The sequence below is a fragment of the Tumebacillus sp. BK434 genome, from assembly GCF_004340785.1.
Lineage (GTDB): Bacteria > Bacillota > Bacilli > Tumebacillales > Tumebacillaceae > Tumebacillus_A.
This window is the reverse complement of sequence record NZ_SLXS01000004.1, coordinates 143,362-155,939: the sequence shown is the minus strand read 5'-3', so window position 1 is coordinate 155,939 and position 12,578 is coordinate 143,362. Positions and strand designations below refer to the sequence as shown.

At 62.7% G+C, this 12,578-nt stretch carries 4 protein-coding genes; all 4 read right to left on the bottom strand.

Annotation, left to right across the window (positions count from 1 at the left end):
* Nucleotides 1–7 precede the first annotated feature (7 nt).
* Genes EV586_RS12235 through EV586_RS12220 form a run of 4 tightly spaced genes read right to left on the bottom strand, consistent with a single transcriptional unit; the run spans nt 8 to nt 12,577 of the window.
* On the bottom strand, nt 8–3,322 hold the full coding sequence (locus EV586_RS12235; protein ID WP_132945403.1) for a non-ribosomal peptide synthetase: 3,315 nt from the start codon (nt 3,320–3,322) through the stop codon (nt 8–10).
* 5 nt (nt 3,323–3,327) lie between these two features.
* Nucleotides 3,328–6,708: a non-ribosomal peptide synthetase gene (locus tag EV586_RS12230; protein WP_132945402.1), complete on the bottom strand. Its 3,381-nt coding sequence runs from the start codon at nt 6,706–6,708 to the stop codon at nt 3,328–3,330.
* 22 nt (nt 6,709–6,730) lie between these two features.
* Nucleotides 6,731–7,978: a MupA/Atu3671 family FMN-dependent luciferase-like monooxygenase gene (locus EV586_RS12225; protein ID WP_132945401.1), complete on the bottom strand. Its 1,248-nt coding sequence runs from the start codon at nt 7,976–7,978 to the stop codon at nt 6,731–6,733.
* The gene (locus EV586_RS12220; RefSeq protein WP_132945400.1) at nt 7,979–12,577 is read right to left on the bottom strand and encodes a type I polyketide synthase; all 4,599 of its coding nucleotides are present in this window, start codon (nt 12,575–12,577) and stop codon (nt 7,979–7,981) included.
* Nucleotide 12,578: the final 1 nt, after the last annotated feature.

Below are 12,578 nucleotides of genomic sequence, written 5' to 3'. Positions count from 1 at the left end.
CCATCCTCTATTGAGGATGGCTTTTGCGTTTCCGGGCTTGGCGGGAGAGCGCGACGATCTCCGGTTTGGCTGTTTGCGTCTCCGTTTCGTCGATCATCCGGGCGAGGCCGCCGAGGGACGGGTCGTCGAACAGGCTGCGCACTTCCAGCGCCACGTGGAAATCGCTTTGCACCTGGGCGATCATCTGCATCGCCAGCAGCGAATGGCCGCCCAGTTCGAAGAAGTTGTCCGACACCCCGACCGCTTCGACGCCGAGCAATTGCGACCAGAGCGCTGCCAGTTGCTGCTCGGTCGGCGTCGACGGCGCGATGTAGGCGCGCTCGCTGCGGTTCGCCGCGAAGTCGGGCACCGGCAATGCTTTGCGGTCGATCTTGCCGTTTGGCGTCAACGGCAGCGCGTCCAAGAGCACAAACGCCGACGGCATCATGTAGCCCGGCAGTTGCTCGCCGATGCGGGCGCGCAGCTCCGCTTCGACCTGCTCCGCCCCTGCGCTCGGCACGATGTAGGCGACGAGGCGCTTGTCGCCCGGCACCGCTTCGCGCACGGTGACGACCGCCTCCCTGACCGCTTCGTGGGCGATCAGCTGCGCTTCGATCTCGCCGAGCTCGATGCGGAAGCCGCGGATCTTCACCTGCTGGTCGATCCGTCCGAGGAAGAGCAGGTTCCCATCGGGCAGACGGCGCGCCAAGTCGCCCGTCTTGTACATCCGCCCGTCCGGCTGCCCGCAGTACGGGTCGGGCAGGAAGCGTTGCTCCGTCTCCTCCGGGCGGTTCAGGTAGCCGCGCACCACCATGTCGCCGCCGATGTACACCTCGCCGGCGATGCCGTTTGGCACCGGCTGCAAGTTGTGGTCGAGCAGGTAGAGCCTGGTGTTGGCGACCGCTTTGCCGATCGGCGTCTGGCGCTCCGGGGCCTGTGCGTCCACCACGTAGAACGTCGGCGAGATCGTCGTCTCCGTCGGCCCGTAGCCGTTGAAGATCAGCAGGCCCGGCACCTGCTGCATGATCGTGCCGAGCAGCCGTTCGGACAACGGTTCGACGCCTGCCATCAGGAGCTGCAGAGCCAGTCCGCCATTGCCTGCGCTAAGCCAGTTCGCCAGGTCTTTGAACATAAACGGAGGCAGGTAGGCGGACGTGATGCCCTCGTCCCGCAGCCAGTGGAAGAACGTGCGGCTGTCATAGCGCACCGCTTCCGGCGCCGGATAGACGGCCGCGCCGTAGAACAGCGCCGAGAACAGCTCGTAGACGGACACGTCAAAGCCAAAGCTCGTCCACACGCTGCTGCGGTCGCCTGTGCCCAGCGGCTTGAGGCGGTGCATGTCGGCCATCAGGTTGACCACGCCGCGGTGCGGCACCAAGACGCCTTTTGGCTTGCCGGTCGTGCCGGAGGTGTAGATGATGTAAGCCAGCCCTTCCGCCCCCGTCGCCGCGGGCAGATTCTCGCTCGGCGCTTCCTGCCACGGCACGCTCCCGGCATCGAGCGCCAGCACCTGCAGCCCTGCGCGGGTCAGATCATGCTGCATCGAGGACTGGGTGAGCAGCACTGGTGCCGCCGTGTCTTCCAGCATGAAGAGCAGCCGCTCCTGCGGATAGCTCGGATCGAGCGGCAGGTATGCCCCGCCCGTCTTCAGCACGGCGAGGATCGCGACGACGATCTCCAGCGACCGCTCCAGATAGATCCCGACCGGCACGTCCGGCCCGGCGCCCAGCGTCAGCAGGTGGTGCGCCAGACGATTGGCCGCTTCGTTCAACTCGCGGTAGGTCAGTGACCGCTCGCCATCGACGACCGCCGGCGCATCGGGCGTGAGCGCCGCCTGGCGCTCAAACAGGCCGTGCATCGTCGCATCGCGGTCGTATGCCAGCTCGCGATAGCCTTCCGCCAGCACGTCGCGGCGCTCCGCTGCCGAGAGGAAGACCAGCTCGTCGATCCGCGTGTCCGGGCTGTGCAAAACGGCAGCCAGCAAGTTGCAGTAGTGTGTGCCCATCCGCTCGATCGTCTCTGCGTCGAACAGGTCGGTGTTGTATTCGAACACCCCTTCCAGTCCGTCTTGGTCTTCAGTCAGGAACAGCGAGACGTCGAACTTGGCCGTCTTGCTTTCGATCCCCATCATCGACACCGTCAGGCCGTTGAACGTCGCCGAAGGCTTCGGCGCGTTTTGCAGGACGAACATCGCCTGGATCAGCGGCGAGACGTTCACGTCGCGGTTCGGCTGCACCTCTTCGACCAGCTTCACAAACGGCATGTCCTGATGCTCATACCCCTCCAGCGCCATCGTGCGCACCCGCTGCAGCAGCTCGCGGAACGTCGGGCGTCCCGACAGGTCGGTGCGCAACACCAAGGTGTTGGCGAGGAAGCCGATCAGCCCTTCCAGCTCGGGACGGCTGCGGTTGGCGATCGGGGTGCCGAGGATCAGGTCCTCCTGCCCGGAGTAGCGGTGGAGCAGCGCTTTGTAAGCGGCCAGCAGCGTCATGTACAGCGACGCTTCTTCCTGCTGCCCGAGCGCGGTGATCCCTTTGGCCACATCTTTTGGAATGCGGAACTTGTGCATCTGTCCGCGCATCGTCTTCTCCGCCGGATGCGGACGGTCGGCCGGCAGCTGCAGCACCGGAAGCTCGCCGTGAAGCTGTCGGGTCCAATAGCTGCGCAGCTTCTCGTAGGTCTCGCCTTGCATCACCTCGCGCTGCCAGGCGGCGAAGTCGGCATACTGCACCTGCAGCGGCGGCAGCGGGGACGCTTTGTCATCCAGATACGCTTCGTAGAGCGCGGCAACTTCCGCCGTGAACACGCCCATCGACCAGCCGTCCGACACGATGTGGTGGATGGTCAGGCACAGCGTGTGCTCCGTCTCGCCAGTCCGCATCAGCACGGCGCGGATCAGCGCTTCCTGATCGAGCTTGAACGGCTTGGCCGACTCAACGGTGAGCAGGCGGTCGACTTCTGCCGCCTGCTCCTCCCCGTCAAGGCCGGTCAGATCGACCACTGTGATGGCAAAATCGACTTGGGCGTCGATCGCCTGCTTCGGCTGCCCGTTCACCGTTAAAAAGCGGGTGCGGAGCGCTTCGTGGCGTTCGATGATCTCCACAAAGCACGTTTCCAGCACTGGCACGTTCAGCTCGCCTTGAAAATGCACCGCCGCCGAGATGTTGTAGGACGGATCGTTTGGATCGAGCTGGTACAGAAACCACAAGCGCGCTTGCGCAAACGACAGCTGGGGCTCTGCGGCCGGATCGCGCGGCTGGATCGTCTCCGTCGCTTCCAAACCGAATCCTTCTTCCTCCAGCAACAAGGCTAACAGCTCATCCGCTTCGTTTTGAAAACCCATCCGGTTTACCCCCTGACCTTTTTCTTCGCTTCGAGCATCGCCCGTTTTTCTTCTTCTGTCATGTTCATCAGCTTTTTGCGCAGGCGGGCGATCGCTTCAGCCTGGCCCGGTTTTTGCTCATATTCGGTGAGCAGTTCGGCAAGTCCGGCGATCGTCGTCACGGAGAACAGCTTGGTGACCGGCACTTCGATCTGGAACGTCTCGCGGACGCGCCCGATCATCTGCATCGCGTTGAGCGACTGACCGCCCAGCTCAAAGAAGTTGCTCTGCACGCCGACTTTCGGCAGCGCAAGGATCTCGCGCCAGATGCCGGCCAGCAGATCTTCCAAGTCGGTTCGCGGCGCCACGTAGTCGCGCTCGTAGACTTTTTCGTCCACTTCCGGCTTCGGCAGCGCGCTTCTGTCGAGCTTGCCGTTCGGGGACAGCGGGAACTCGTCGACGAACAGGAACGCCGTCGGGATCATCGCGTCCGGCAGGCGCGTCTTGAGGAACTCGCGCAGTTCGTTCGACGCGGTGACTTCGCCGATCAGATAGGCGACGAGGCGCTTCTGGCCCGGCTGGTCTTCGCGGACGAGCACCGCCGCATGCTGAACGGACGGATGCTGGAGCAGCGCCCCTTCCACTTCGCCCGCTTCGATGCGCACGCCGCTGATCTTGACCTGGTTGTCGATGCGGCCCTGATATTCCAAGGTGCCGTCCGGCAGCCAGCGCACGATGTCGCCCGTCTTGTACAGGCGGCCGCCGTCCGGCAAGAACGGATGCGGCACAAATCGCTCCGCATCAAGCTCCGGGCGGTTCAGATAGCCGCGCATGACGCCGATGCCGCCGATGTGCAGCTCGCCATAGACGCCGACCGGCACCGGGTTCAGGTGTGTATCGAGCACGTAGACATTGATGTTGGCGATCGGACGCCCGATCGGGATCACCGCCCGGTCATCGCTGTGCACAAACGTATAGTCGGTCGAGAAGACGGTCGTCTCCGCCGGGCCGTAGATGTTGTGCAACATCACGTGCGGCAGGCGCTCGTGGATGCGCTGCTTGAGCGACGGCGAGATCGCTTCCCCCCCGAGGAAGAGGTGCTTGAGCGAGGTGACCTCTTCGATGCCTTGCGTTTCGATCAGCAGGTTCATCACCGACGGGATCATCTGCATCGCGGTGACCGCTTGCTTTTTCATCTCACGGATCAGGTAGACCACGTCATGGTGACCGCCCTCTTCGGCGATGACGATCGCCGCTCCGGAGAGCAGCGGGGCGTAGAACTCCAGCACGGTGCCGTCAAAGCCGACCAGCGACTTCAGGAACAGGCGGTCGTTCGCCGTGATGCCAAAGCGCTCGATCAGATGCAGCATCGTGTTGACGACCGAGCGGTGCTCGATCATCGCGCCTTTCGGGCGGCCGGTGGAACCGGATGTGTACATGATGTAGGCGAGGCTCCGTTCGCCGACCTCCACGTACGGCTTGGCTGCGCTTTCCGCTGCGATCTGCGGCCACGCTGCATCGACGGCGATCTCTTGCGCGGCGTGGGCGGGCAGTCGGCCGAGCATCGCTTGCTGGGTCAGCACGAGGTGCATCCCGGCGTCGGCGATCATCGCGGCGAGGCGCTCCTGCGGGTAGCTCGGCTCCAGCATGATGTGCGCGCCTCCCGCTTTCAGCACGGCGAGCATCGAGACGATCATCTCAAACGAACGTTCCATGTAGACGCCGACGAGCGTCTCATGTTCGACGCCGCGCGCCTGCAGGTAATTCGCGAGGCGGTTGGCGCGCTCGTTCAGCTCGCCGTAGGTCAGCGTCTCTTCGCCCAAGATCAGCGCGGTCGCTTCCGGCGTTTTCGCCGCCTGCGCTTCGAACAGCTCATGCAGGAGCGGACGCTCCGGCAGCGGGCGGGCCGTGTCGTTCCACTCGACGAGGAGCTGCTGCTCTTCATCCGGCGAGAACAGCGGCATGTCGTTCACTTTCAGCTCCGGATTCTCGATCACCGCTTCGATCAGCTTCAGCCAATGGCGGTTGATCTGCTCGATCGTCTCTTTGCGGAACATCGCCGGCGCGTACTCGAAGAAGCCGGTGATGCCTTCTTCGACTTCCATCAGGCCGATCGTCAGGTCGTATTTCGCCGTCTCCGCGTCGGTCAGCTCGTATTTCAGCTCCAGCTGCGGCAGTTCCAACTTGTCTTCCATCACGTCGACGTAGACGAAGCACGCTTGGAAGATCGGGTTGCGCGAGCCGTCGCGCGGCGGCTTCAGCTCATCGAGCAAGAGGCCGAACGGGATGTCGTTGTTCGCATACGCCGTCAGCGACACGTCTTTGACGCGGCGGAGCAGCTCTTTGAACGTCAGATCCGGCTGAACTTGCGTGCGCAGCACGACCGAGGTCAGGAAGTAGCCGATGACCCCTTCCATCTCGCCGCGGTTGCGGTTGGCAAACGGCGTGCCGACCAGCAGGTCTTCCTGCCCGGTGTAGCGGAATAGCAAGGCGTAATAGACGGCGAGCAGTGTCATGAAGGCGGACGCGCCTTCTTTTTTCCCGATCTCTTTCAAGCGGTTCGCCGTGTCCAGCGGGATGTCGAGAAACACACGCGCGCCTTTGAAATCCTGCACGGCCGGGCGCGGATAGTCGGTCGGGATGTTCAGGACGAAGTCCGACCCGTCAAGCGTCTGTTTCCAGAAGTTGATCAGGTTGTCTTTCACAGCTCCGGTCAGGTACTGGCGCTGCCATTCCGAGAAGTCGGCATAGGAGATCTGCGGCTCGGGCAGCAAGGACGGCTGGCCGTTCAGGAACGCTTTGTAGTGCGCCATCATCTCGTGGAAGAAGATCGAGAACGTCACGCGGTCGGTGACGATGTGATGCACCGTCAGCACAAACAGCCATTCGTCTTCCTGCTTGCGGATCAGGTTGGTGCGCACCAAGGGCGGCTGTTCCAGATCGAACGGAATCTGGATCACGTCCGACATCGCCTTCTTCGCCGCTTCTTCTCGCTCGTCGCCGGGCAGGTGTGTCAGGTCGAGCAGTTCCATCGGCACGAACAGCTCCTTGTGCACGAGCTGCATCGGCTGGCCGTCGATCATCTCGAACGTCGTCCGCCACGCTTCATGGCGTCGGACGATCTCATTGAAGCTTTTTTCAAAGACGGGCGCGTTCAGCGTCCCTTTCATGTTGATCGCGCCGTACACGTTGTAGGTCGGCTCGTCGGGGTTCATCATGTGGAAGAACCAGAGGCGCTCCTGGTCGATCGCCAGCGGGCTCGGGTTGTTGTGGCCGCGGTTGGGGATCCGGTCTTTTTTCAGCATCAGTTTTTCGGCGGCGAGGTTTTTCGCCTTGGCGCGTTTTTCGAAGATGGCGCGCTGCTCCGGGGTGAGCGCCGCCAAGCGGTCGGACAGACTGTTTTTCATAAGGTGTGACCTCCTCCAAGCCCTACAGCGTGTATTTAGCTTTCAACTTGCCCAGATAGTTCATCGAGCTCATCACATCGTCGACCGAGATCCCAAAGTCGACCAGGCAAGCCACTTCATTTACGCCGATGTCGATCAGATCTTCGATCAGTCCGGAGCATTTGTCCACGGTGCCGAACAGGGAGCTTTCCGCAAAATATTTGTCGAACGCGTAGGACACGATCGCATCCTGATCCGCTTCAGAAAAATCGTCGTAGTTGCCCATCACGTTTTTCTGCTGCTTGATGAACGTTTTCAGATAGTCTTTCAGCGGATCGCGCACTTTGTTTTTGATCTCTTCGTTCGTTTCGCCGACACAGGTGTGCACCATGACGGTGACCTTGCCCGCTTCCGGATCGTAGCCGTGCTGGGCCAACGTCTCGCGGTAGAGCTTGATCTTCGCTTCGAACTCGTCGAGCGTCTGGTTGGTCAGCCCGGTCAGAATATGCGAGCCGGTCTCGGCCGCTTTGATGTAGGTGTCGGGCGAGCCGTTGGTGGCGACCCAGATCTCCAGCTCGTCCTGCAAGGGGCGCGGCAGCACTTTTACCGCCTGCTCCTGCCCGTCGATGCCGGTCATCATCACCGTTTCGCCGGCCCAGAGCTTTTTGATCGTCTTGATGTTGTCGATCATGATCTCTTTGCGCTGGTTGTAGTAGTCGCGCGTCGGCACCGGCGCGATCAAAAAGTCGGACGGGTGCCAGCCCGAAGCGAAGGAGACGGCGGTGCGTCCGCCCGACAGGTTATCGACCACCGCCCACTCTTCGACAAAGCGGATCGGGTGGTGCAGCGGAAGAGCGACCGAACCGGCGCGGATCTGGATGTTTTGGGTGATCATCGCCAGCGCCGCCGAGAGGACGGACGGGTTGGGGTACAACCCGCCAAAATCCTCAAAATGGCGCTCCGGCGTCCAGACGGCGGAGAAGCCGTGCTGATCGGCGTATTGGACCGAGTCGATCAACATGCGGTATTTGTCCGTGTCTTCGGTCGACCCGTCGCCGGAGAAGAAGAAGATCGAGAAGTCCATCCCTTTGTCGGTGCGGCGCGGGCGCTGTTTTTTCGCAGCGGCCGCCTGGCCGCCGCCCATCGCCGCCAGCACGCTTTCCGGCAGTGCGGACGGTTCTTTGGACGCGGTGACAACGGCGGTGTTCATGCCTTTTGCTTTCATGCGCTTCTCGAGGACGGCGCGCTGCTCAGGCGTCAGATTTTTCAAGCGGTCGTTCAGCGAGCTCATCTATTCCATGCCCTCCCCGGCGAAAAGTTCTGCTTCGATGTCATCTTCCGACAGACCTTCGATCTCGGCGAGCAGGGCTTCGAGCTCGTCGAGCTCTTCCGGCTTGAGCTGATGGTCGGCGATGTATTGCGACAGCTCGGCGACGTTGGCCGACTCGAACAGAGCGCTCATCGGCAGGTCGATCTCAAACGTGTTGCGGATGCGCGTCACCAGTTGCACGCCGAGCAGCGAGTTGCCGCCGAGGTCGAAGAAGTTGTCGTGGATCGAGACGAGATCGACGCCAAACAGATCCTGCCAGATCACGGCGACCTGTTCTTCCACATCGTTGCGCGGCGCGACGTACGGGCGGTTAGCGTCGATGGTGCGGCTGCCCTTCAAGCTGTCGAAGTAGGTGGCGGCGTTCATGCCGTTCGTGTCGTCGATCACCGTCTGCAGGTGTTGGGTGGAGACGATGACCTGGTTCAGGCCGCTGGCCAAAATGCGGGTGAAGGCGTCCATGCCGTCTGCGGCGGAGATGCCGAACTGCTTTTGCATCTGCTGCAGTTGCGCGACCATCTCCGGCAGGATCGGCTGGCCTTGGAGCAGATTGTCAAACTGCCACATCCCCCAGTCGATCGCCAGCGTGTGCGTGCCGGTCGCCGTGCTGTGCGCGCGGGCGAACGTGCCGAGGAACGCGTTGGCCGCCGTGTTGTCGACCTGGCCGAAGCCGCCGGTGACCGACAGCATGCGCGAGAACAAGGCGAAGAAGTCGAGCTCCATCCCGCGGGTCGCTGCGGCGAGCGCCAGCGTCCCTGTGACTTTCGGCGCGAACACCGTCTCCATCGCTTCCTGCGTCTTCAGCTGGATCAGGCCGGAGCCCATCAGCTCTGCGGTGTGGAACACACCGTGCACGACGCCAAAGCGCTCGCGTGCTTCGGCAAGCACCGCGCCAAGGGCAGCAGCGTCGGTGAGATCGACGCTTTGGTAGATCAGTTCGGCCGATTTGCCCAGTTCGAGCAGGCGAGCGATCGCTTGTCCGGTCAGATCGGAGCTGTCCGCGTCTGCCTGTGCCGCGATGTAGTCTTGCCAGTTCTCGCTGGCCGGGAAGTCTTGGCTGCCAAGCAGAACGAGTTTTGCCGCATATTCTTGGGCGAGGTGTTCTGCGACGTGCAGACCGATCTCGCCAGTTGCGCCCGTGATCAGGTAGACTCCGTTTTGACGGAGGGTGACCTCCGCTGCTTCCACTTCTGCGAGCTGCACATCGTCAAATCCTTGCACGAAGCGGTGCGCGCCACGGTAAGCGACGAGCGTATCGCCGGACGGAGCCTGAGCGAGCTCGGCAGCCAGGCGGTCGGTCAGCTTGCCCGCCTTGGCCAGTTCGATGTCGATCGCGCGGGCTGTGATGTTGGCGAATTCTTGCGGGATGACTTTGACGGCGCCAAGCACCGTTGCGCGCTCCGGCGCGAGGATCGGCTCGCTGGTCACTTGCTGCAGGGAGTTGGTGATCACCGTCACTTGGAACGACTCGGTGCGATTCTGCTCGCCGAGTGCCTGCACGAAGTGGATCAGGGCATAGAAACCGCGCTCCTTGGCATCCGCTTCGCTTTGTTCCCCGTCGGTCAGCGACCAGAGATGTACGAGGCGCGTCGGGACTTGCTCCGACTCGGCCAGCTCTTTCCAGAGCTGGCTGTACTCGCCGCGCACCGCCGGGTTCAGCGTGTAGACCCCGTCGTCCCCTTTGGCGAATTCTTGTCCGCAGCGGACAAGCGTCACGTCATGCCCCTGCTGCTTCAGGCGATCCGCAAGCGCTGCGCCGACACCCGTCTCATCCTGCAGGAGCAGGAAATGAGCCGCTTCCCCTTGCTTCGCTTGCAACGGCGCCGTCTGCTGCCACGCCGGGATGTGGAACCAGTCAGCGACGTTGTGCAGACGCCCGGCCGGACGCGGGGCGTGGAAGGCGTTTTTGTTGAATTCTACAAAATAGCGCTGCTTCTCAAACGGATAGGTCGGCAGATGCAGACGGCGGCGGGATGCCCCTTCATGCAACGACGACAGATCGGCTTCCACCCCGTGCAGCCACAGCTGCCCGAGCGCGGTCAGGAAGAACGCTTCATCCGTCTGCGCTTCGTCGCGATGGCGCGTCGTTGACAGCACGGCCGCTTCCGCCTCTGTGCCTTGCAGCGACTGCTTGACCACCGTGCCCAGGGAGCGTCCCGGCCCCACTTCCAGCAAAATGCGGCCCGGCTGCTTGACCAGCTCGGCCACGTTGTCGCCAAAGCGCACCGCTTGGCGCAGGTGGCGCACGTAGTAGCCCGGATCGGTCGCCTCTTCCGCCGTGATCCACGTCCCGGACACGTTGGAGAGGTAGGGCAGCACAGGCGCGTGCAGTTCAACTTTTGCCACTTCTGCCGCATACTGCTTAAGCATCGGCTCCATCATCGCCGAGTGGAAGGCGTGCGACGTGTCGAGTCGTTTGAAGTGCAGCTCTTGCTGCTGCAGTTCGCCTTCCAGCTTTTCAATCGCCGCCGTCGGGCCGGCCACCACCGTCGCTTTCGGGCCGTTGACACCGGCGATCGACAGCTCGGACGGCAGCAGTTCCGCCACTTCCGCTTCCGGCAGCGGAATCGCCAGCATCGAGCCCGGCTCCATCGCCTGCATCAGGCGTCCGCGCGCGGCGACGAGCGGCAAAGCTTCGTCCACGCTCATCACGCCGGCGAGAACGGCCGCCACATATTCGCCGATCGAATGCCCGATCATCGCTTCCGGCTGCACGCCGCGCGACAGCCACAGCTGGGCCAGCGCGTATTCGAACACAAACAGGGACGGCTGCGTGTACTGCGTCTGGTTCAGCAGTGCTTGGGCTTCTTCTTCCATGCCTGCGACCGGGAAGAACAGGTCGCGCAGGTCGAGGCCGAGGTGCGGTTTCAAGATCTGCGCTCCGCGGTCGATCTCCGCTTTGAACACCGCCTCCGTCTCATACAGACCGCGCCCCATGTTCGCATACTGCGAGCCTTGGCCGGAGAACAGGAACGCCACCGAAGGGGTGTGAGAAGTTGGCAAGCTGTGGCTCTGCACCTGTTTCGGATCGAGCGCCCGCAGCGCTTGTACGGCGTCTGCCGAATGAGTTGCCACCACGATGCGGCGGTGGTTATACGCTGCGCGGCCGGTCTGCAGCGTGTACGCCACGTCCGACAGGTTCAGCTCCGCGTTCGCTTCCAGATGCGCGGCCAGATTCTCGGTCATCGCCTCCAGCGCCGTGACCGTTTTCGCCGACAGGACGAGCAGGTTGCGCTCGGTCGCTTTGTCGGACGCTGCCAACGCCGGAGCTTCTTCCAAGATCACGTGCGCGTTGGTGCCGCCGATGCCAAACGATGAGACGCCCGCACGGCGCGGGGTGTCGCCCGGCACGTTCCAGTCGCGCAGTTTGGCGTTGACGTAGAACGGGGAGTTGGCAAAGTCGATCTTCGGGTTCGGATTCTCAAAATGCAGACTCGGCGGCAACTGCTTATGCTGCAGGGACAGCACCGTTTTGATCAGGCCAGTCACGCCAGCCGCCGCGTCGAGATGCCCGACGTTCGTTTTGACCGAACCGAGCGCGCAGTAGCCTTTTTCCTCGGTGCTCATGCGGAAGGCCTGCGTCAGCGCGGAGACTTCGATCGGGTCGCCCAGCGCCGTGCCCGTGCCGTGCGCTTCGACGTAGGTGATCGTCGCCGGATCGATGTCGGCGATGGCGATGGCCTGGGAGATGACCGCTTCCTGGCGGTCGACGCTCGGCGCGGTGTAACCGACTTTGTTCGAGCCGTCGTTGTTGATCGCCGAAGCGCGGATCACCGCGTAGATCTCGTCACCGTCTTCGATCGCATCTTCGAGACGCTTGAGCAGCACCACGCCGCCGCCGTTGCCAACGACCATGCCGGCCGAGTTTTCATCAAACGCTCGGCAATGGCCGTCCGGGGAGAAGATGCCCCCTTCCTGCCACAGATAGCCCGCCTTTTGCGGGAACTTCACCGCCACACCGCCGGCCAGCGCCATGTCCGACTCGTAGGTAAGCAGGCTTTGGCAGGCCATGTGCACCGCCACAAGCGACGTCGAACAGGCGGTCTGCACCGTCACCGCCGGACCTTGCAGGTTCAGCTTGTACGAGATGCGGGTCGCCAAAAAGTCGTGGTCGTTGCCGATGCCCGCCTGGTAAGAGCCGACCGCCCCGACGATGTCCGGGTTGGAGAGCAGGTTCTGCATATAGGTGTTGCGGCCTACGCCGCCAAACACCGCGATGCGCCCATCGTAGGAGCGACCTTCGTAGCCGCTGTCTTCCAGCGCTTCGTACGCGCACTCGAGGAACAGGCGGTGCTGCGGATCGGTCGTCTCCGCCTCCCGCTTGATCATGTCAAAAAACGCCGCGTCAAACTCCTCCGCGCCTTCAAGCGGCGCGCCGGCCTGCACGTAGTTGGGATCTTCGCGGTCGATGCTGCCCGCTTCCACTTCTTCATCGGAGAAGGGGCGGATCGACTCCACCCCATTTTTCAAGTTCTCCCAGAATTCACGTGTATTTTTCGCGCCCGGAAAGCGGCCGGACATCCCGATAATGGCAATTCCTTGCAAATCCAACATCTCACTCATC